Source organism: Streptococcus sp. 27098_8_91, assembly GCF_041432385.1.
GTDB lineage: Bacteria > Bacillota > Bacilli > Lactobacillales > Streptococcaceae > Streptococcus.
Genome location: NZ_JAPVZN010000014.1, coordinates 1 through 21,389 on the forward strand (window position 1 = coordinate 1; position 21,389 = coordinate 21,389).

The window sequence follows — 21,389 nt, forward strand, 5'->3', positions numbered from 1 at the left end:
CTCTATTAGGTTTTTTTGTGTTTAACTATTGCGCTTAATGCAAGGTACTTTCTCTTAAAGTTAGTTTGGTTCCTAGCATAGTAAGGCTTGGAATTTTACGGCCGTGAAGGACTTCTCTGTTCAGAATATCCATTCCTGTGCGTCCCATTTCTTCGGTGTAGACTGTAATACTGGAAAGTGGTGGGAACACTTGCTTGGTCAGAATAGTATCATTAAAGGAAATAATGCTGACGCGATCCGGTATGCTGATGTTGGCTTCTTGGAGGGCGCGAAGGGCACCAATGGCCAAGCTATCACTGGCTGCAAAAAATGCCTGTGGAAGCTTCTCTCCTAATTTTTCGATAGCCTCTTTCATTAAGTCATATCCAGATTGGGCAGTAAATAGACCTTGGAAAACGAATTTCTCGTTATAAATCCCTTTTTCTTGCGTATAGGATTTAAAGTAATCTAAGCGTTTATCTGCGATGACTTCCTCTTGGTCAGTGGTCGTTTCAAGTCCGGATAAGATACCAATCTTTTTAAGCCCATGATCTGTAAAGTAATCAACAACCTGGCTAACAGCATTATAAAAATCTGTAATAACACAGGTATGACCAAGGGCAATTGTATCACTATCTAAAAATACTAGGGGTTTGTGATATTCTTCAAATGATGCAATCTGTGCTTGACTAAATTTCCCAATACAAAGAATCCCAATCACTTCTTCACTAAGCGTGAAAGGCTGATCATTAAAATAGCGCAGAATGTCATAATCTAATTCTTGGGCTCTATTTTCAATTCCTAGTCGAATCTGGTAGTAGTAGAGATCTTCTAACTCTCCCTGTTCACTGACCCACTGGATAATGGCAATTTTCTGTTTGAGTTTATGTGATTCACCTGTTTTGAGATGTTTGGTATAGCCTAGTTCTTCGGCAACGGTTAAAATACGATGTCTGGTTTCTTCTGTGATAGATAGACTCTGATCGCGATTGAGGACACGGGATACAGTTGCGATCGAGACAGAGGCTAGCTGAGCAATATCTTTGAGTGTAGCCATAATTCCCCTCCTTTTCAGGTTATTATAGCATATTTTTCTTCCTTTTTACTCATAGTTTAGTAAAATATCGGTAAAAATGTTGACCTAAGCAAAACCCTTGGGTACAATAGAAGAAAACGATTACAGGATAAACTTTTTTACCTAATATTTCGTAAAAGGAGAATTCATATGACACAACATCTTACTGCTGAAGCACTTCGCAAGGATTTTCTTGCTGTTTTTGGTCAAGAAGCAGACCAAACCTTCTTCTCGCCAGGGCGCATCAACTTGATTGGGGAACATACTGACTATAACGGTGGTCATGTTTTTCCAGCAGCTATTTCACTCGGAACCTATGGGGCTGCTCGTAAGCGTGATGACCAAGTTTTGCGTTTCTACTCAGCCAACTTTGAGGATAAGGGCATTATCGAAGTGCCTCTTGCTGACCTCAAATTTGAGAAAGAGCACAACTGGACTAACTATCCAAAAGGTGTCCTTCATTTCTTGCAAGAAGCTGGGCATGTGATTGACAAAGGTTTTGATTTCTATGTCTTTGGGAATATCCCAAATGGTGCGGGCTTGTCTTCTTCAGCATCTTTGGAACTTTTGACAGGTGTCGTAGCAGAATACCTCTTTGACCTAAAATTGGACCGTCTAGATTTGGTTAAAATCGGGAAACTAACAGAGAATAACTTTATCGGCGTTAACTCTGGGATTATGGACCAATTTGCTATCGGAATGGGAGCAGATCAACGTGCTATTTACCTAGATACTAATACCCTAGAATACGACTTGGTTCCTCTTGATTTGAAGGACAATGTCGTTGTTATCATGAACACTAACAAACGCCGTGAACTTGCGGATTCTAAATACAATGAACGCCGCGCTGAGTGTGAAAAAGCAGTAGAAGAACTCCAAGTGGCCTTGAATATTCAAACCTTGGGTGAATTGGATGAGTGGGCTTTTGATGAATACAGTTACCTCATCAAAGATGAAAATCGTTTGAAACGTGCTCGCCATGCCGTTCTTGAAAACCAACGTACACTTAAAGCACAAGCGGCTCTTCAAGCAGGAGATTTGGACAAGTTTGGTCGTTTGATGAATGCGTCTCACGTTTCTCTTGAGCATGATTACGAAGTGACTGGCTTAGAATTGGATACTCTTGTTCATACAGCTTGGGCTCAAGAAGGTGTTCTAGGCGCTCGTATGACAGGAGCAGGCTTTGGTGGTTGTGCCATTGCCTTGGTTCAAAAAGATGCAGTTGAATCCTTTAAAGAAACTGTTGGCAAACACTACGAAGAAGTAGTTGGCTACGCTCCAAGTTTCTATATCGCTGAAGTTGCAGGTGGAACTCGCGTTTTAGACTAGGAGAGAAGGATATGGAAGCTGTAATATTTGATTTAGATGGCTTATTAGCCGATACTGAAATCATTTCTCTAAAAGTTTATCAAGAATTGCTTAGAGATTTTGGAATTCCTTTCACAGAAGAAACTTATTCTAGAGACTACAGTGGACATAGGGAAGAGGAGAATGTTCAACGATTTTTGGACACCTATGATTTACCTTGGAACTTTGACCAAACCTTGGCTAAAGTTTATGAACTGGAAGCTCAAATCTTAGCCAAAGGTGTAAATTTAAAAAAAGGTGCTAAAAATTTGCTTACTTATTTGCAAAAAGAAGGCATTCCAATCGCTTTAGCAACATCAAGTGTTGAATCTCGAGCTAGAATGATATTGGATAGCAATGGTATACTATCACTATTTGACCATTTAGTTTTTGCAAAAGATGTAAAGCGAAGCAAACCTTACCCTGATATATTTTTAAAGGCCTGTAGTGATTTGAACGTTTTACCAGAGAATTGCTTGGTACTAGAGGATAGTGAAGCAGGGATTGAAGCGGCATCTAGAGCTGGGATTCCAGTTATTTGTATTCCAGATTTAAAAATACCAGCACAGTCTTTCTTAAATAAAACAGAACAAGTTTTTCAGGATTTAGATGCTGTCAGAGACTATTTAGAAAGTAAGAAGGAGGTTTTCTAGTGACCTTAGTAGAAACATTTGTTACAAAAGTCATTGCAGAAAGTACCTTTGAAGAGTTGGATCGGATTTATCTGACCAATCGCGTCTTGGCACTGGTGGGAGATGGAGTTCTCGATGTTGAGACTGACCCAGATAACTTGATTGACCTTAAAGATCAGCTTGTTGAGGAAGCCGTTCGCTTGGAAACGATTGAAGATAGTCAGGCTGCGCGCGAAATTCTCGGTGCCGACCTCATGGACTTGGTAACGCCTTGTCCAAGTCAGGTTAATCGTGATTTTTGGAATACCTATGCCCAGTCACCAGAGCAGGCAATTGCGGATTTCTACCAACTCAGTCAGAGAAATGACTACATCAAACTAAAGGCTATCGCAAAGAATATTGCTTATCGTGTACCATCTGACTACGGTGAACTAGAGATTACCATCAATCTCTCTAAGCCTGAAAAGGATCCAAAAGAGATAGCGGCAGCTAAGTTGGTTAAATCCAGTAACTATCCTCAATGTCAGCTCTGTATGGAAAATGAAGGATACCATGGTCGTGTCAATCATCCAGCTAGAAGCAATCACCGGATTATTCGTTTTGATATTTCTGGGCAGGAGTGGGGCTTCCAGTATTCGCCTTACGCTTACTTTAATGAGCACTGTATTTTCCTAGATAGCAAGCATCGTCCTATGGCTATTAGTCGCCTAAGTTTTGAACGTTTGTTAGCAATTGTGGAGCAATTTCCAGGCTACTTTGCTGGTTCGAATGCTGATTTACCAATCGTGGGTGGTTCCATCCTGACCCACGATCATTATCAAGGTGGTCGTCATGTTTTCCCAATGGAAGTGGCTCCTATTCAGAAAAGCTTTACCTTTGCAGGTTTTAAAACTGTTAAAGCAGGGATTGTTCAATGGCCTATGTCCGTCATTCGACTAACTTCAGATTCTAAAGAGGATTTGACAGAACTAGCGGATAAAATCTTACTGGCTTGGCGTCAATATTCTGACCCAAGTGTACAGGTCTTGGCAGAAAGTAATAGAACACCACATCACACTATCACACCGATAGCCCGTAAGCGAGATGGGCAGTTTGAGTTAGATTTGGTCTTGCGGGACAATCAAACATCTCCAGAGCATCCAGATGGTATCTATCATCCCCATAAGGATGTTCAACATATCAAGAAGGAAAATATCGGCTTGATAGAGGTTATGGGCTTGGCAATCTTGCCACCACGCTTGAAGGAAGAAGTGGAGCAGGTAGCGGCTTACCTAGTAGGAAAGGATGTTTCCGTAGCAGATTATCACCAAGAATGGGCAAATGAGTTGAAAGAATCCCATCCTGGATTGACTGACAAAGACCAAGCTCTTAATATCGTCCAAGAATCTGTTGGAAAAATCTTTGCTCGAGTTTTGGAAGATGCAGGAGTTTACAAGCAAACAGAAGAAGGACAAGCTGCCTTTATGCGCTTTGTGGAGCTGGTTGGTATTTTGCCCGAATAAGTGCTTGTCTCTTGCGTAGAGTCTTGAAAAGTAGTATCATAGTGTCGTTTGAAATATCAGGAGGAACGTATGAAAGATTTTCACTTTGACGCTATATCTGCCTTTGAAAATTACGAAATTGAAAAAATGAGAGACGGTCACGTGGTGGTGACAACAAAAGTAGTGGACTCCTCACTCAACTACTATGGGAATGCCCATGGAGGCTATCTATTTACCCTTTGTGACCAAATCAGTGGTCTTGTGGTGATTTCGCTAGGATTAGACGGGGTGACACTCCAGTCTTCCATCAACTATCTGAAAGCTGGAAATCTAGGGGATGTTCTCACTATCAAAGGAGAATGTGTCCACCAAGGACGGACCACTTGTGTTGTCGATGTTGACATCATTAACCAAGATGGCCGAAATGTCTGCAAGGCAACCTTCACCATGTTTGTTACAGGACAACGATCTGAAGATAGACAGGTGAGGATATAGGAAACAAAAAAAGAGGCACATGCCTCTTTTTTATTACTTTCCCACTCTAGTGCTGTATTATCCTACTCACTAAATCTTAAAAAATAGCCATCTGGGTCTAAAACTGCAAATTCATGAGGATAGATATAATGGTCGCCAACCAGAAATTCTCTTTTGGTCAAAGGACGATGAATAGGATAGTTAGACTCGATTACTTTCTGATAGAGCCTAGGGACATCCTTGATGCCAAAGGAGATGTTGACTCCACGACCAAAGGGGTAGTTTAGTTCAGCTAGTTCCTCCTTACTCCCCTCCTCTAGCATTAGTTGGCAATCTTCAAGCGATAAGAAGAGAAAGTTTTCTTCTGGTCGCTCGTATTCGATCGTAAAACCCAGTAAATCACAGTAGAAGGAACGAGACTGTTCTATATTTGAGACCATAAACTCGGGAATAACTGCATTGTAGTCCATAAATAAAATCCTTACAATTTAATCTCCAAGACAATCGGTGTATGGTCTTGGCGTGCGCCTGAGTCAATCATATCTGACTTGGTAACCTTGTCTGCTACACGGTTACTTGTGAGCCAGTAGTCGATTCTCCAGCCTGTGTTGTTGATTTTTGAAGTCTTGCTGCGTTGTGCCCACCAAGTATAGCGTTCTGGCACATCGCCATGGATATGGCGGAAGGTATCTGTAAATCCTTTGGCTAAAAGGTTTGTAAATCCTTCACGTTCTTCGTCTGTGAAACCAGGTGAACGACGGTTGCTGGCTGGGTTGGCAAGGTCAATTTCCTTGTGGGCAACGTTGTAGTCACCTGTAGCAAGGACTGGTTTTTTCTTGTCTAGTTCAGCCAAGTATTCCGCATATTTGACGTCCCAAACTTGACGTTCTTCCAAACGTTTGAGTCCATCACCTGCATTTGGTGTGTAGACCTGAGTCACGAAAAATGTATCAAATTCCAAAGTAATGATGCGTCCTTCCAAGTCCATAGTAGAAGGTGCGCCAATTTCTGGGAAGCTAACAGTTGGGGTCAGTTCTTTCTTATAGAGGAACATGGTTCCAGCATAGCCTTTACGAGCAGGCTCTTGAGAGGAACGCCAAGTGTTTTCGTAACCTGGGAAGAGTTCTTCCAGTACCTCAAGGTGTTTTTTAGTAGGACCTTTAGCTGAAAGCTTGGTTTCCTGGATAGCAATGATATCAGCGTCTTCGGCTACCAAAGTTTGGAGAACGTCTTGAGACAATTTCGCACGCGCAGAGTCACTCGTCAACGCTGCATTGAGGGAATCAATGTTCCATGAGATCAGTTTCATAGTATGTACCTTTTCATTCAGATTATAGACAATATTATACCAGAAAAGAATACATTTCCCCAGCGTATGGTTTGAAAAATCCAGGTCATTCTTATATAATAAAGAATGATTTATGTAAAAGATTGAAAATAAATGAAATGTTACTCCTTTGAGTATCTTTATCGCTGAATATGACAAAGTTTAAGTTAGTGTCATCACCTAAGAATAGGAAAAACCTGAGGCAGTCGCCTCAGGTTTCCATTTGTCATTAGAAAGGAATTTTATGTCCATCATCCAAAAACTCTGGTGGTTTTTTAAATTAGAAAAACGCCGTTACCTAGTTGGAATCGTAGCTTTGGTTTTGGTTTCTGTACTAAACCTCATCCCACCTATGGTCATGGGGCGCGTGATTGATGCCATCACTTCGGGACGATTAACACAAGATGAGCTCTTGCTTCATCTCTTTTATCTCTTGCTGGCAGCTTTCGGGATGTATTATCTGCGTTACGTTTGGCGTATGTATATCCTAGGGACTTCCTACCGACTTGGACAAATCATGCGTTCAAGACTATTTGAACATTTTACAAGGATGTCTCCCGCTTTTTATCAGAGTTATCGGACTGGGGATTTGATGGCTCACGCAACCAATGATATCAATGCTCTGACTCGTTTAGCAGGTGGTGGTGTCATGATGGCAGTGGATGCCTCTATCACAGCCTTGGTGACTCTCTTGACTATGCTCTTTAGCATTTCTTGGCAGATGACCTTGGTTGCCATTCTGCCCTTGCCATTTATGGCCTATGCGACTAGTCGTCTGGGGAGAAAGACCCATAAGGCTTTCGGAGAATCCCAAGCAGCCTTTTCTGAACTCAACAATAAGGTTCAAGAATCTGTAGCTGGGATCAAGGTAACCAAGTCCTTCGGTTATCAGTCTGATGAATTAGCCTCTTTCCAGGAAGTCAATGATTTGACCTTCCAAAAGAATCTGCAAACTATGAAATATGATAGTCTCTTTGACCCCATGGTTCTACTCTTTGTTGGTTCTTCCTATGCCTTAACTCTCTTAGTCGGTGCCTTTATGGTGCAAGCGGGACAAGTAACCATTGGTAATCTGGTTACCTTTATCTCTTACTTGGATATGTTGGTCTGGCCTTTGATGGCGATTGGTTTCCTCTTTAATATTACTCAAAGAGGGAAGGTTTCTTATCAACGAATTGAGAGTCTTTTGTCCCAAGAGTCACCTGTCAAAGATCCAGAATCTCCACTTGAAGGGATTGAAAATGGGCGCTTAGACTATGCCATTGATCGTTTTGCCTTTGAAGACGAGGAGACGCTGAGAGATATCCACTTTAGTCTCGAAAAAGGGCAAACCTTAGGCTTGGTTGGACAAACTGGTTCAGGGAAAACAGCTTTGATTAAATTGCTCCTACGTGAGTATGACGTTGACCAAGGAGCTATTTATCTAAATGGTCATGACATTCGTGACTATCGACTAGCTGACTTACGTAGTTTGATGGGATACGTCCCACAGGACCAATTTCTCTTTGCTAGCTCTATCCTAGATAATATCCGCTTTGGAAATCCTGACCTACCTTTCTCTGCAGTAGAAGAAGCGACTCAGTTGGCTCAAGTCTATCAAGACATTCAAGCCATGCCTGAGGGATTTGATACAGTTATCGGGGAAAAAGGTGTTAGTCTATCTGGTGGACAAAAGCAACGTCTGGCTATGAGTCGGGCTATGATTCTAAATCCTGATATCTTGATTTTAGATGATTCTTTGTCAGCTGTGGATGCTAAGACAGAGTTCGCAATCATCGATAATCTCAAGGAAACTCGCAAAGATAAAACGACTATCATCACTGCCCATCGTCTCAGTGCAGTTGTTCACGCAGATTTAATTTTGGTCATGCAGGATGGTCGCATCATTGAACGAGGCAGACATGAAGACTTACTAGCCTTGGATGGTTGGTACGCACAAACCTACCAGTCACAACAATTAGAAATGAAAGGAGAAGAAGATGCGCAATAAACAAGCACAATGGGCTGTATTGAAACGCTTGTTGTCCTATCTCAAGCCCTATGGTCTCCTAACCTTTTTAGCACTCGCCTTTCTCCTTACGACGACTGTTATCAAGAGTATCATCCCCTTGGTAGCTTCGCACTTTATCGACCAGTATCTAAACAACCTTAATCAGCTTGCTATTACAGTTCTGCTAGTTTACTATGGTCTCTACATTCTTCAAACCATTGTCCAATATGTAGGGAACATACTCTTTGCGCGCGTGTCCTACAGCATCGTTAGAGATATTCGACGTGATGCCTTTGCCAATATGGAGAAGCTAGGCATGTCTTACTTTGATAAAACGCCTGCAGGTTCTATTGTCTCTCGTTTGACAAATGACACCGAAACTATCAGTGATATGTTTTCGGGAATCTTATCTAGCTTTATCTCGGCGGTCTTTATCTTTGTGACAACCCTTTATACCATGCTCGTTTTGGACTATCGTCTGACAACTTTAGTATTGCTCTTTCTACCCTTGATTTTCCTTTTGGTCAATCTCTACCGTAAAAAATCTGTCAAGGTCATTGAAAAAACCAGAAGTCTACTGTCAGATATTAACAGTAAGCTGGCAGAAAATATCGAAGGGATTCGTATTATCCAAGCCTTTAATCAAGAAAAACGCCTGCAAGAAGAGTTTGATGAGATAAACCAGGAACACCTAGTCTATGCTAATCGTTCAGTAGCCTTGGACTCCCTCTTTTTACGTCCGGCTATGAGTTTGTTGAAGTTGTTGGGATATGCGGTTTTGATGGCTTACTTTGGCTATCGCGGTCTCTATCTGGGAATAACGGCAGGAACTATGTATGCCTTTATCCAGTATATCAATCGCCTCTTTGATCCCCTCATCGAAGTAACACAAAACTTTTCTACCCTTCAGACATCTATGGTTTCAGCAGGTCGTGTTTTTGCACTTATCGATGAAACCAACTATGAACCGGTCCAAGAAAATGGACAAGCCGAGATTAGAGAAGGAAATATCCGTTTTGAACATGTGTCCTTCTCTTATGATGGGAAACACCAGATTCTCGATGATATTTCCTTTACCGTCAATAAAGGTGAAACCATCGCCTTTGTCGGACATACTGGCTCTGGTAAATCTTCTATCATTAATGTTCTCATGCGCTTTTATGAATTCCAGTCAGGTCGGGTTCTCTTAGATGGTGTGGATATTCGTAAGTATAGTCAAGAGGAGTTGAGAAAAAACATCGGTTTGGTCCTACAGGAACCTTTCCTCTATCATGGGACCATCAAGTCCAATATCGCTATGTACCAAGATATCAGCGATGACCAGGTTAAGGCAGCAGCAGAGTTTGTAGATGCAGATTCTTTCATTCAGGATCTTCCATTAGGATATGATGCCCCAGTGTCTGAGCGTGGTTCGAGTTTCTCTACTGGGCAACGTCAACTTCTTGCCTTTGCTAGAACCGTTGCCAGTCAACCGAAAATTCTGATTTTGGATGAAGCGACAGCCAATATTGACTCTGAAACAGAAGCCTTGGTCCAAAATTCTCTAGCCAAGATGAGACAGGGCCGGACGACCATTGCCATTGCCCATCGTCTTTCTACCATTCAGGATGCTAACTGTATCTATGTCCTAGATAAGGGACGAATCATCGAGAGCGGCACACACGAGGAACTTTTGGCCTTGGGAGGAACCTATCACAAGATGTATAGTTTGCAAGCAGGTGCTCTTTCCTAGGGAAGAATTCCTTTAAAATACAGATTTCTTGCACTGCCTCTTTCATTTTGTGGTATAATGTAGAATGTTAATAAAGATTATATATAAAAAACAGAGGAGAATGTGCATGCTGAAATGGGATGAATTACCTCAAGAAATGCAATTGAGTGAGGTAAAACCATACTACCAGCTCGTCTCTGGAAGAAAAGGTTCACTGATTCTCAAGCGTTGTCTAGACTTGTTTCTAGCCTTGGTCTTGTTAATCTTGACTTCACCCGTATTTCTGATTCTAAGCATTTGGATCAAGCTAGATAGCAAGGGTCCAGTCATTTACAAGCAAGTCCGGGTAACCCAGTACAACCGACATTTCAAGATTTGGAAATTCCGGACCATGGTGACGGATGCGGATAAGAAAGGAAGTCTAGTAACTTCTGCCAATGACAGCCGCATCACCAAGGTTGGAAATTTCATTCGCCGTGTTCGTTTGGACGAACTTCCACAATTGGTCAATGTTCTCAAAGGAGAGATGTCCTTTGTGGGAACTCGTCCAGAAGTACCACGCTATACTGAGCAGTACAGCCCTGAAATGATGGCTACCTTGCTCTTGCCAGCAGGGATTACATCGCTTGCCAGCATTAACTATAAGGACGAGGATGCCATTATCAGTCAAATGACTGCAAAAGGTATGTCGGTCGACCAAGCTTATGTCGAAAGAGTCCTTCCAGAAAAGATGCACTATAATCTAGCCTACCTACGTGATTTTAATTTCTTCGGAGATATCAAGATCATGTTCCAGACTGTATTTGAAGTTTTAAAATAAGTAATCACAAGAGTGAATACAGTAAAAGGAGTAAATCAATGCCAAATTACAATATTCCATTTTCACCACCCGATATTACCGAAGCTGAAATTGCTGAAGTAGCCGATACCCTTCGTTCTGGTTGGATCACAACAGGTCCAAAGACAAAAGAATTAGAGCGTCGTCTGTCCGTCTATACTCAAACGCCTAAGACAGTCTGCCTCAACTCTGCAACAGCAGCTCTTGAATTGATCTTGCGCGTGCTTGAAGTAGGGCCTGGTGACGAAGTCATCGTTCCAGCTATGACCTATACAGCATCATGTAGTGTTATTACTCACGTAGGTGCGACACCAGTTATGGTTGATATCCAAGCTGATACCTTTGAAATGGACTATGACAAGCTTGAGCAAGCAATTACTGAGAAGACTAAGGTTATCATCCCAGTTGAACTTGCAGGGATTATCTGTGACTATGACCGTTTGTTCCAAGTTGTAGAAAAGAAACGCGACCTCTTTACAGCTGCTAGCAAGTGGCAAAAGGCCTTTAACCGTATTGTGATTGTCTCTGATAGTGCCCACGCTTTGGGTTCAACCTACAAGGGACAACCAGCCGGTTCAATCGCTGACTTTACTTCATTCTCTTTCCACGCAGTTAAGAACTTCACAACTGCTGAAGGAGGAAGTGCTACTTGGAAAACTAATCCAGCTATTGATGATGAAGAAATGTATAAAGAATTCCAGATTCTTTCCCTTCATGGTCAAACCAAAGATGCTCTTGCCAAGATGCAGCTAGGCTCATGGGAATACGATATCGTAACGCCAGCCTACAAGTGCAACATGACAGACATTATGGCTTCACTTGGTTTGGTTCAGCTGGACCGTTATCCTGGCTTACTACAACGTCGTAAAGATATCGTGGATCGCTATGACCGTGGATTTGCAGGGACTCGTATCCATCCATTGGCTCATGAGACAGATACTGTTGAATCTTGTCGTCACCTTTACATTACCCATGTAGAAGGTGCGAGCCTCGAAGAGCGCAATCAAATCATTCAAGAATTGGCTAAGGCAGGAATTGCAAGTAATGTTCATTACAAACCGCTTCCGCTTTTGACAGCCTATAAGAATCTTGGTTTCGATATGGCAGATTATCCAAAGGCTTATGCCTTCTTTGTAAACGAAATTACACTGCCACTTCATACGAAATTAACAGATGAAGAAGTAGACTATATCATTGAGACTTTTGTCAGAGTTTCTGAAGAAGTTCTTGCTTCTTCAAAAAACTAATAAAAAAAAATTAGTAAAAAATGAATGAAAACGGTTGACAAAGAAAAAGCAATAACATATAATTAACTCAACAAATCAGAAAAGTAGTTATTTTTGATCTTCAGGGAGCCTGTGGTTGCTGCGAACAGGTGGTTGAAAATAGTGAAATTGGGCTGATTTGAAAAAATGAATTTGAAACAATGAAAATTCGGTAGGCACACCTTACAGTGCAACTTGTTGTTAGACAAGGCAGAGATGTAAAGGGGATATTCTCTTTACAATTGAGGTGGTACCGCGTTACAAACGCCCTCACATGGAAGTAAATTCCGTGTGTGGGCTTTTTCATATTTTGGAACAATGGAAAAGAGGAAAAATTTATGACAACTAAAGGTTATTTTGGACAGTTTGGTGGTAGTTTTGTACCGGAACCAATTCAGGTTTTGCTAGATGAATTGGAAGTGACTTTTGAAAAATACAAGGATGATCCAGAATTTTTGGCAGAATATCGTCATTACTTGAAGGATTATTCAGGTCGTGAGACTCCGCTCTATTTTGCAGAAAGTTTGACGGATTATCTAGGTGGGGCTAAGATTTATCTCAAACGTGAAGATCTTAACCATCTTGGGTCACACAAACTTAACAATGTCCTTGGACAGATTCTTCTTGCTAAACGCATGGGTAAAAAACGTGTGATTGCAGAGACAGGAGCTGGTCAGCACGGTGTTGCGACAGCTGCAGCTGCAGCCAAATTTGGTATGGCATGTGATGTCTACATGGGGGCAGAAGATGTGGAACGTCAACGTCTCAATGTCTTCCGTATGGAGATGATGGGAGCAACTGTTCATGCAGTTGAAACGGGAACACGTACTCTGAAGGATGCGGTCGATGCAGCCTTTGGTGCGTGGATGAATGACCTTGAAGCTTTCTACGTTTTAGGTTCAGCTGTAGGACCTCACCCTTATCCAACGATTGTTCATGAATTCCAAAAAGTTATTAGTGAAGAGTCTCGACGTCAGATCTTGGAAAAAGAAGGACGTTTGCCAGACTACGTCATTGCCTGTGTGGGTGGTGGTTCTAATGCCATCGGTGCCTTCTCGCAGTATGTAGCTGATGAAGAAGTTAAATTGGTTGGGGTAGAAGCTGCTGGTCACGGTTTAGATACCGACAAACACGCGGCAACAATGACCAAGGGTAGTGTCGGAATTGTCGACGGAATGAAGACCTATGCAGTCTTTGGTGAAGATGGAAATGTTGCACCTGTTTACTCTATCTCTGCTGGTTTAGACTATCCAGGGGTTGGACCAGAACACGCCTTCTTTAAAGACTCTGGTCGTGTAGAGTATGTTGCAGCGACTGATGAAGAAGCTGTTCAAGCCTTGCTTTTACTTAGCAAGACTGAAGGAATTATCCCAGCTATTGAAAGCTCCCATGCTATCGCAGAAGCAGTCAAACGAGCACCAAAACTAAGTAAAGATGAGATTATCGTCATTAATGTCTCTGGTCGTGGAGACAAGGACGTAGCTGCTATTGCAGACTACCTTGAAGCTAAAAAATAAAAGATGGAAAAGATACAGAGATTTCTCTCACAGAGAGCTTGTGGTTGCTGAAAACAAGCAGAGAAAGCTGTAAGGTTGGGTCCATCTGAATTGAGAGAAGAAAACATGATTCTCAAGGGAGTGCCCTTTATCGCACAGCCTGTTATAGGAAGGTTCTGAGACAGGAATGAGAGATAGGAGAAATCCTATAATTGAGGTGGCACCGCGAATTTCGTCCTCACGCAAGTTATTTTGCGTGGGGATTTTTTGTAGAATCACCACAGGATTTATGAAGAACTGAAAGGGAAATTACAATGGAACGAATCATTCATGGAGATGTTTTATCACCAATCTTGGCGTATATGCGCTTAAATGGACAACACAAGGTCATACTTGAAAGTATCCCAAGAGAAAAGGAAAATGCTCGATTTTCTATCTTGGCCTATAATCCAGTTTTTGAGATTAAGTTTAAGAATGGAGTCCTATATCAAAATGGCCAAGTGATTGATCGTGACCCCTTGGATTTCCTTTATGAGGTGACACAAAAGAGCCAGCACCATTCAGACCTACCTTTTGGTGGTGGAGCGATTGGCTTTGTTGGTTACGACATGATTTCTCTTTACGAAGAGATTGGCCAGCTTCCTGAGGATACGATTGGGACGCCAGATATGCATTTCTTTGTTTACGAGAGTTATATGGTATTTGACCACAAGAAAGAAAAAATTCATATCATCGAGGATACTCTTTACAGTGAACGTAGTAATGAAGAACTAGAAGTGGCTTTAAATCAGGTTTTAGAAGAGTTGAAGATCCCTGCTCCAAATGAATTTGAAGATTTGGACCTTTCTCCACTTCAGTTTAGACCACATATTGCACCTCAGAAATTTGAAGAAATGGTAGAAACAGCTCGCGACTTGATTCGCAATGGAGATATGTTCCAATGCGTGCTCAGTCAGCGTTTCTCAGCAGAAGTAACTGGAAATCCTTTTGACTTCTACAGAAATCTCCGAGTAACAAATCCATCAAATTACCTATACTTTTATGACTTTGGAGATTATCAAATCATCGGTGCCAGTCCTGAGAGTTTGGTTTCCGTAAAAAACGGCATTGTAACAACAAATCCGATTGCAGGTACGCGATCTAGAGGTTCCAATGACGAGGAAGATGCAGCACTTGCAAGTGATCTACTTTCTGATGAAAAGGAAACGGCAGAACATCGAATGTTGGTAGACTTGGGACGAAATGATATCGGTCGAATTGCTGAAACAGCAAGTGTCCAAGTAACCAAGTATATGGAAGTGGAACTTTTCCGCTATGTCATGCATTTGACTAGCGTAGTAAAAGGACGTTTGTTACCAGAACTGACTGCCATGGATGCCTTGAAAGCGACTCTTCCAGCAGGAACAGTATCAGGGGCACCAAAGATTCGGGCCATGAAACGCATCTATGAACTAGAAACAGAGAAGCGAGGCGTCTATGCCGGAGCTATCGGTTACCTTTCAGCAACTGGAGATATGGACTTTGCCATTGCAATTCGAACCATGATTCTTAAAAATAAAAGAGCCTACGTACAGGCTGGGGCAGGGATTGTCTACGACTCTATCGCCCAGAACGAATACCAAGAAACGATTAACAAAGCTAAATCTATGACTAGAATGGGAGAACTAAGACCATGATTTTATTGATTGACAATTATGATTCATTTACCTATAACCTGGCTCAATATATCGGGAATTTCGCAGAAGTTCAGGTTTTGAGAAATGATGATCCACATCTTTATGAACATGCTGAAAAGGCAGATGGACTGGTCTTTTCTCCTGGTCCAGGTTGGCCAGCTGATGCTGGGAAAATGGAAGAAATGATTCGTGATTTTGCAGGTAAGAAACCTATTCTAGGGATTTGTTTGGGGCACCAAGCCATCGCAGAAGTCTTTGGTGGTAAGTTGGGCTTGGCTCCTAAAGTTATGCACGGGAAACAAAGCCAGATTCGATTTGAGACTCCATCCGTTCTCTATCAAGGAATTGAGGACAATCGTCCAGTCATGCGTTACCACAGTATTTTAATTGAAGAGATGCCAGAAGAGTTTGAAGTGACAGCTCGTTCGACAGATGACCAAGCTATTATGGGGATTCAACACAAAACCTTGCCGATTTATGGCTTGCAGTATCATCCAGAAAGTATTGGAACGCCAGATGGCCTATCTTCTATTCAGAATTTTATCGAGAAAGTTGTAAAGTGAGGAACACAAAATGAAAGAAATTATTGAAAAATTAGCGAACTTTGAAGATTTATCAAGTGTTGAAATGACAGATGTGATCGAACGTATCGTGACAGGGCGAGTGACAGAAGCACAAATTGCTTCACTCCTTTTAGCCCTTAAGATGAAGGGGGAAACACCTGAAGAAAGAACAGCCCTCGCTCAAGTTATGAGAGGACATGCTCAACACATTCCAACAAATATTCAAGATGCTATGGATAACTGCGGTACAGGTGGAGATAAGTCGTTTAGCTTTAATATCTCAACAACTGCAGCTTTTGTCTTGGCAGGTGGAGGAATCCACATGGCCAAACATGGAAATCGCTCTATTTCTTCTAAATCTGGGTCAGCAGATGTCTTGCAAGCTTTGGGAATCAATATTGATCTCAAACCATCACAACTGGGTAAGGTATTTGACCAAACAGGAATCGTCTTTCTCTTTGCCAAAAACATGCACCCAGCTATGAAATATATCATGCCAGCACGCTTGGAGTTGGGAATTCCAACCATCATGAATTTGACAGGTCCACTGATTCACCCAATGGTCTTGGAAACACAGCTTCTAGGAATTAGTCGTCCAGAACTTCTAGAAAGTACTGCTCAGGTTTTGAAAAACATGGGTCGCAAACGCGCTATTGTAGTAGCTGGTCCAGAAGGGTTGGATGAGGCTGGTTTGAATGGTACTACCAGCATTGCCCTTCTTGAAAATAGTGAAATCACTTTGTCAACCTTTACCCCAGAAGATTTGGGAATGGAACGCATTGCTATTGAGGACATTCGTGGTGGTAATGCTCATGAGAATGCAGCCATTCTTGTTAGCGTTCTTAATAACGAACCAAGTCCATTCTTGGAAACAACCGTTTTAAATGCTGGTCTAGGATTCTACGCCAATGGTAAAGCAGACAGTATCAAGGACGGAGTTGAATTGGCACGTCAAGTAATTGCTAGTGGTAAGGCCCTTGAAAAACTTCGACTATTACAGGAGTACCAAAAATGAGTCAGGAATTTTTGTCACGTATCCTAGAGCAAAAGGCGCGTGAAGTTGAAACGATGGAACGAGAGGAACTTCAGCCCCTGCGAGCAAGCTATCGTTTGGCTGAATATTTGAAAAAGCATCAAGAACGTCTGCAAATCATTGCAGAGGTCAAGAAGGCGAGTCCAAGTATGGGTGATATCAATCTGGATGTGGATATCCTTCAACAGGCCCAGACTTACGAGGCTAACGGCGCTGTTATGATTTCTGTTCTGACAGATGAGGTTTTCTTCAAAGGTCATTTGGATTACCTTCGTGAGATTTCCAGTCAGGTACAGATTCCGACTTTAAACAAGGATTTTATTATCGATGAAAAGCAAATCATCCGTGCTCGCAATGCAGGTGCAACAGTTATCTTACTCATCGTAGCGGCCTTATCAGAAGAACGCCTCAAGGAACTGTATGACTATGCGACAGAACTGGGTCTAGAAGTTTTGGTGGAAACTCATAATCTTGCTGAACTGGAAGTGGCTCATAGACTTGGAGCTCAAATTATTGGTGTCAACAATCGCAATTTGACAACCTTTGGAGTCGACTTGCAGACCAGCTTAGACTTGGCCAAACACTTTAAGGATGATTGCTTGTACATTTCTGAATCTGCTATTTTTACAGAGGAGGATGCAAAACGAGTAGCACCATACTTTAACGGAATTTTAGTAGGAACAGCCCTCATGCAGGCAGAAGATGTAGCCCAGAGAATCAAGGAGTTGCAGATTGACAAAGGTTAAGATTTGTGGACTATCGACCAAAGAAGCGGTAAAAACAGCTGTGTCGGCTGGAGCAGACTACATTGGTTTTGTCTTTGCACCTAGCAAAAGACAGGTGACCTTGGAACAAGCAGCAGAGCTGGCTAAGTTTATTCCTAGCCATATTCAAAAAGTTGGAGTATTTGTTTCACCCAGTCGGGCAGAACTGTTAGAAGCGGTAGACAAAGTTGGTTTGGACTTTGCACAAGTTCACGGTCAGGTAGTAGATAAACTATTTGAAAATTTACCTTGTGCCAGTATTCAAGCTGTACAAGTTGATGGGAATGGGCATGTACCCAATTCTCAGGCAGATTATCTACTCTTTGATGCTCCTGTGGCAGGGAGTGGACAAACCTTTGACTGGGGCCGACTGGATACGACAGAACTAGCCCGGCCTTTCTTCATCGCAGGCGGGCTAAATGAGGACAATGTAGCAAGAGCAATTCAGCATTTCTCTCCCTTTGCAGTAGATGTATCAAGCGGAGTAGAAACAGACGGACAAAAAGATCATGAAAAGATTAGAAGATTTATAGAGAGGGTAAAGAATGGCATATCAAGAACCAAATAAAGATGGATTTTACGGGAAATTCGGTGGACGTTTTGTTCCAGAAACATTGATGACAGCAGTATTGGAGTTGGAAGAAGCTTATCGTGAAAGTCAGGCAGATCCAAGTTTCCAAGAAGAGTTAAACCAACTTTTGCGCCAGTATGTAGGACGTGAAACACCTCTTTACTACGCAAAAAACTTGACCCAGCATATTGGAGGAGCCAAGATTTACCTCAAACGTGAAGACCTCAACCATACAGGTGCCCACAAGATTAATAATGCCTTGGGCCAAGTTCTTCTTGCTAAACGCATGGGCAAAAAGAAAATTATCGCTGAAACTGGTGCCGGTCAGCACGGTGTAGCAACTGCAACAGCTGCAGCCCTTTTCAACATGGAATGTACTATCTATATGGGTGAGGAAGATGTTAAACGCCAAGCCCTCAATGTCTTTCGTATGGAACTTTTGGGAGCCAAGGTGGAAGCTGTAACAGATGGCTCGCGCGTGCTTAAAGACGCGGTCAATGCAGCCCTTCGTTCATGGGTAGCCAACATCGATGATACCCACTATATCCTTGGTTCTGCCTTGGGGCCTCATCCTTTTCCAGAAATTGTGCGTGATTTCCAAAGTGTTATCGGTCGAGAAGCAAAACAACAGTACCGTGACTTGACAGGGCAAGATTTGCCAGATGCCCTAGTAGCCTGTGTAGGTGGTGGTTCTAATGCTATCGGTCTCTTCCATCCATTTGTGGAAGATGAATCTGTAGCTATGTATGGAGCTGAAGCGGCAGGACTTGGTGTGGATACAGAGCATCACGCAGCTACCTTGACCAAGGGTCGCCCAGGAGTTCTTCACGGTTCTCTCATGGATGTTCTCCAAGATGCCCATGGACAAATCTTAGAAGCCTTCTCTATCTCAGCAGGTTTGGACTACCCAGGTATCGGTCCAGAACATTCTCATTACCACGATATCAAGCGTGCGACCTATGTTCCTGTGACAGATGAAGAGGCCTTGGAAGGATTCCAACTCTTGTCTCGTGTGGAAGGGATTATCCCTGCCTTGGAGTCTAGTCACGCTATCGCCTTTGCGGTGAAATTAGCCAAAGAACTTGGTCCAGACAAGTCTATGATTGTCTGTCTATCAGGTCGCGGAGACAAGGATGTAGTTCAAGTTAAAGACCGCTTGGAAGCAGACGCAGCAAAGAAGGGAGAAGCTCATGCCTAAGACACTAACAGAAAAATTGAATGCAATTAAAGCAGCAGGAAAGGGAATTTTTGTTCCCTATATCATGGCTGGAGACCACGAAAAAGGATTAGATGGTCTTGCTGAAACAATCCACTTTTTAGAAGACTTGGGTGTGTCTACCATTGAGATAGGAGTTCCCTTTTCAGACCCTGTTGCAGACGGTCCAGTTATCGAAGAAGCAGGCTTGAGCAGTCTAGCTCGCGGAACCTCTACCCAGGCTTTAGTTGAAACTTTGAAGACTATTGAAACAGAAGTTCCACTTGTTATCATGACCTACTTTAACCCCCTCTTTCAGTACGGTATTGAGAAATTTGTCAAAGACCTTTCTGATACAGCGGTTAAGGGATTGATTATTCCAGACCTGCCTCATGAGCATGCTAACTTTGTAGAGCCCTTTTTGGTGAATACAGACATTGCTTTGATTCCACTTGTCAGCTTGACGACAGGAATGGAGCGTCAAAAAGAACTCATTGAAGGGGCAGAAGGTTTTGTTTATGCTGTTGCCATTAACGGGGTGACAGGGAAAGCAGGAAATTACCGAGATGACTTGGACAAGCACTTGGCTCAACTGCATCAAGTGGCTGACATTCCAGTCTTGACCGGTTTTGGTGTATCCACACAAGCTGATGTAGAACGCTTTAATGCAGTATCAGATGGCGTTATCGTCGGTTCCAAGATTGTTAAGGCTCTACATGGAGGACAAGTAGCAGAAATCGCTGACTTTATCAGACAAGCAGTAGCTTACCAAAAATAATCATGCAAGCAGCAAGCAAGAGGAAGGGCACAAAAGGAAGCCTTTCCTTTTTCTTTAGTAGGAGAAAGGCTAGAATGCCAGTTGTAGAAGCGAACTGTATCAAAATCAGCATTTCAGTTAGACTAAAAATAAGTGCACAAGAAGCCAGAAAGAGGAAATCACCGGCACCAATACGGAAATCTATAAGCTGAGCCAAAATTCCCAGTATAAGAAAGAAAATCATAACTAGATTCCAACCACAGCAAACCATGAGGATTAAGTGAAAAATCAGCCAGACTAGCAAGGGATATTCTTGATGCTGGAGATCATAGATTCCTAAGGTCAAGCCAGCAGTTATCAGAATAAGTTGTCCTAAGGTTAGAAATTCCCAGGAGAAAGCTAGAAAGAGAAGCCCCAATCCAAACTCAAAGAGAGCATACCAAAAGGGATAGCTTGAGTTACAGTAGCGACAACGAAAGCGATGTACTACTTGAGAGACAATTGGAATCAAATCCAGTGGTCTCAAACGAGTCTGACAGGAATCGCAGTGACTAGCAGGAAAGATAATAGACTGCTCAGGAAAGCGGTCAATGACAAGACCTAGAAAGGAAGCAATAATAGCTCCTACAAGAAAAAAGTAAAAATGAATCATACTTATTTATTCGGAAAAAAAGGAAGAAATAGTATAATGGAGAAACATAGATAAGATGGTGAGGTCAAGATGACAATTCGTTTTGAAGAAAATGTGAGCACAGAAAACACTCAGCTCGTATGCCAATGGTCCAACTCCCTTGGCAAATCCTTTCAAGTACAATGGATGGGAACAATGATTCCTTTTCCCTTGACAAGTCAAGTCTTGCAAGATTTGGAAGGAATCTTTTCAATCTTTGCTGAAGAAGAGTTTGTAGGTGTCATCCAGAAAATCAGGCTAGAAGACAGGAATCTTCATATCGGGAGATTTTTTATCAATCCCCAGAAACAGGGGCAGGGATTAGGTAGCCAGGCTTTAAGGAAATTTGTTAGTTTGGCCTTTGAAAATGAAGACATAGATACTATTTCTCTAAATGTCTACGAGTCAAATCAAACAGCTTATAATCTTTACCAAAAAGAAGGATTTGAAATCGTTCAAATGGTTGAAGTACCTATACGAAAATACATCATGAAAAAGGTCAGATAGAACATAAATAACTTCGAGGAACTGTCCCCTTACAATTT

General features: G+C 42.1%; 21 protein-coding genes and 2 other annotated features. Of the genes, 17 read left to right on the plus strand and 4 right to left on the minus strand.

Translation table 11 applies throughout. From position 1 onward, the window contains the following. Nucleotides 1-34: 34 nt before the first annotated feature. Nucleotides 35-1,036 (minus strand): LacI family DNA-binding transcriptional regulator, encoded by a 1,002-nt coding sequence (locus O3611_RS09265; RefSeq protein WP_371608455.1) that lies wholly within the window; start codon nucleotides 1,034-1,036, stop codon nucleotides 35-37. A gap of 168 nt (nucleotides 1,037-1,204) precedes the next feature. Here O3611_RS09265 and O3611_RS09270 point away from each other — a divergent pair, with 168 nt between their 5' ends. From O3611_RS09270 to O3611_RS09285, 4 genes are all read left to right on the plus strand, one after another. After that, nucleotides 1,205-2,383, plus strand: a complete 1,179-nt coding sequence (locus O3611_RS09270) for a galactokinase (RefSeq protein WP_371608456.1) — start codon at nucleotides 1,205-1,207, stop codon at nucleotides 2,381-2,383. 11 nt (nucleotides 2,384-2,394) lie between these two features. Beyond that, nucleotides 2,395-3,054 carry an HAD family hydrolase gene (locus O3611_RS09275; RefSeq protein WP_371608457.1) on the plus strand — a complete coding sequence of 220 codons (660 nt, stop codon included), beginning with the start codon at nucleotides 2,395-2,397 and terminating at the stop codon, nucleotides 3,052-3,054. Further along, on the plus strand, nucleotides 3,054-4,535 hold the full coding sequence (locus tag O3611_RS09280) for a UDP-glucose--hexose-1-phosphate uridylyltransferase (protein ID WP_371608458.1): 1,482 nt from the start codon (nucleotides 3,054-3,056) through the stop codon (nucleotides 4,533-4,535). Before O3611_RS09275 ends, O3611_RS09280 begins: the two co-directional genes overlap by 1 nt. A gap of 69 nt (nucleotides 4,536-4,604) precedes the next feature. Beyond that, a complete protein-coding gene (locus O3611_RS09285; RefSeq protein ID WP_006152721.1) occupies nucleotides 4,605-5,009 on the plus strand; it encodes a PaaI family thioesterase in 405 nt (134 codons plus the stop codon). Between the two features lie 62 nt (nucleotides 5,010-5,071). Here the strand turns inward: O3611_RS09285 and O3611_RS09290 are convergent, their stop codons facing one another. Both O3611_RS09290 and O3611_RS09295 read right to left on the minus strand, forming a co-directional pair. After that, complete coding sequence (locus tag O3611_RS09290) at nucleotides 5,072-5,458, minus strand: bleomycin resistance protein (protein WP_371608459.1); 387 nt, start codon at nucleotides 5,456-5,458, stop codon at nucleotides 5,072-5,074. 11 nt (nucleotides 5,459-5,469) lie between these two features. After that, nucleotides 5,470-6,297: an exodeoxyribonuclease III gene (locus tag O3611_RS09295; protein ID WP_371608460.1), complete on the minus strand. Its 828-nt coding sequence runs from the start codon at nucleotides 6,295-6,297 to the stop codon at nucleotides 5,470-5,472. 262 nt (nucleotides 6,298-6,559) lie between these two features. Between O3611_RS09295 and O3611_RS09300 the strand changes: the two genes are divergently transcribed. From O3611_RS09300 to trpA, 12 genes are all read left to right on the plus strand, one after another. Beyond that, on the plus strand, nucleotides 6,560-8,305 hold the full coding sequence (locus O3611_RS09300; protein ID WP_371608461.1) for an ABC transporter ATP-binding protein: 1,746 nt from the start codon (nucleotides 6,560-6,562) through the stop codon (nucleotides 8,303-8,305). Continuing rightward, complete coding sequence (locus O3611_RS09305; RefSeq protein WP_371608462.1) at nucleotides 8,295-10,037, plus strand: ABC transporter ATP-binding protein; 1,743 nt, start codon at nucleotides 8,295-8,297, stop codon at nucleotides 10,035-10,037. The genes O3611_RS09300 and O3611_RS09305 overlap by 11 nt, the downstream gene beginning before the upstream one ends. A gap of 106 nt (nucleotides 10,038-10,143) precedes the next feature. After that, the gene (locus O3611_RS09310) at nucleotides 10,144-10,836 is read left to right on the plus strand and encodes a sugar transferase (RefSeq protein WP_075231481.1); all 693 of its coding nucleotides are present in this window, start codon (nucleotides 10,144-10,146) and stop codon (nucleotides 10,834-10,836) included. A 38-nt stretch (nucleotides 10,837-10,874) separates the two neighbouring features. After that, entirely contained in the window at nucleotides 10,875-12,101 is a 1,227-nt protein-coding gene (locus O3611_RS09315; protein ID WP_371608463.1) for a DegT/DnrJ/EryC1/StrS family aminotransferase, read from the plus strand. Between the two features lie 61 nt (nucleotides 12,102-12,162). Then, nucleotides 12,163-12,394: a binding site (T-box leader), on the plus strand. 63 nt (nucleotides 12,395-12,457) lie between these two features. Continuing rightward, entirely contained in the window at nucleotides 12,458-13,636 is a 1,179-nt protein-coding gene (gene trpB, locus O3611_RS09320) for a tryptophan synthase subunit beta (protein WP_371608464.1), read from the plus strand. Then, nucleotides 13,627-13,858: a binding site (T-box leader), on the plus strand. It overlaps the preceding gene by 10 nt. Nucleotides 13,859-13,929: 71 nt before the next feature. Beyond that, the gene (gene trpE, locus O3611_RS09325) at nucleotides 13,930-15,291 is read left to right on the plus strand and encodes an anthranilate synthase component I (protein WP_371608465.1); all 1,362 of its coding nucleotides are present in this window, start codon (nucleotides 13,930-13,932) and stop codon (nucleotides 15,289-15,291) included. Continuing rightward, complete coding sequence (locus tag O3611_RS09330) at nucleotides 15,288-15,854, plus strand: aminodeoxychorismate/anthranilate synthase component II (protein ID WP_045615265.1); 567 nt, start codon at nucleotides 15,288-15,290, stop codon at nucleotides 15,852-15,854. Before trpE ends, O3611_RS09330 begins: the two co-directional genes overlap by 4 nt. A gap of 10 nt (nucleotides 15,855-15,864) precedes the next feature. Continuing rightward, nucleotides 15,865-16,869 carry an anthranilate phosphoribosyltransferase gene (gene trpD, locus O3611_RS09335; RefSeq protein ID WP_371608466.1) on the plus strand — a complete coding sequence of 335 codons (1,005 nt, stop codon included), beginning with the start codon at nucleotides 15,865-15,867 and terminating at the stop codon, nucleotides 16,867-16,869. Continuing rightward, on the plus strand, nucleotides 16,866-17,633 hold the full coding sequence (trpC, locus tag O3611_RS09340) for an indole-3-glycerol phosphate synthase TrpC (RefSeq protein ID WP_371608467.1): 768 nt from the start codon (nucleotides 16,866-16,868) through the stop codon (nucleotides 17,631-17,633). The genes trpD and trpC overlap by 4 nt, the downstream gene beginning before the upstream one ends. After that, nucleotides 17,620-18,219: a phosphoribosylanthranilate isomerase gene (locus O3611_RS09345; protein ID WP_248035975.1), complete on the plus strand. Its 600-nt coding sequence runs from the start codon at nucleotides 17,620-17,622 to the stop codon at nucleotides 18,217-18,219. Before trpC ends, O3611_RS09345 begins: the two co-directional genes overlap by 14 nt. Further along, nucleotides 18,197-19,420 (plus strand): tryptophan synthase subunit beta, encoded by a 1,224-nt coding sequence (gene trpB / locus O3611_RS09350; protein ID WP_070677728.1) that lies wholly within the window; start codon nucleotides 18,197-18,199, stop codon nucleotides 19,418-19,420. The genes O3611_RS09345 and trpB (O3611_RS09350) overlap by 23 nt, the downstream gene beginning before the upstream one ends. Beyond that, nucleotides 19,413-20,195, plus strand: a complete 783-nt coding sequence (gene trpA / locus O3611_RS09355) for a tryptophan synthase subunit alpha (protein WP_311522537.1) — start codon at nucleotides 19,413-19,415, stop codon at nucleotides 20,193-20,195. The genes trpB (O3611_RS09350) and trpA overlap by 8 nt, the downstream gene beginning before the upstream one ends. Here trpA and O3611_RS09360 read toward each other — a convergent pair. Continuing rightward, on the minus strand, nucleotides 20,167-20,826 hold the full coding sequence (locus tag O3611_RS09360; protein WP_371608468.1) for an A24 family peptidase: 660 nt from the start codon (nucleotides 20,824-20,826) through the stop codon (nucleotides 20,167-20,169). The two genes, trpA and O3611_RS09360, sit on opposite strands and share 29 nt — an antisense overlap. Nucleotides 20,827-20,895: 69 nt before the next feature. Here O3611_RS09360 and O3611_RS09365 point away from each other — a divergent pair, with 69 nt between their 5' ends. After that, nucleotides 20,896-21,351: a GNAT family N-acetyltransferase gene (locus O3611_RS09365; protein ID WP_371608469.1), complete on the plus strand. Its 456-nt coding sequence runs from the start codon at nucleotides 20,896-20,898 to the stop codon at nucleotides 21,349-21,351. Nucleotides 21,352-21,389: the final 38 nt, after the last annotated feature.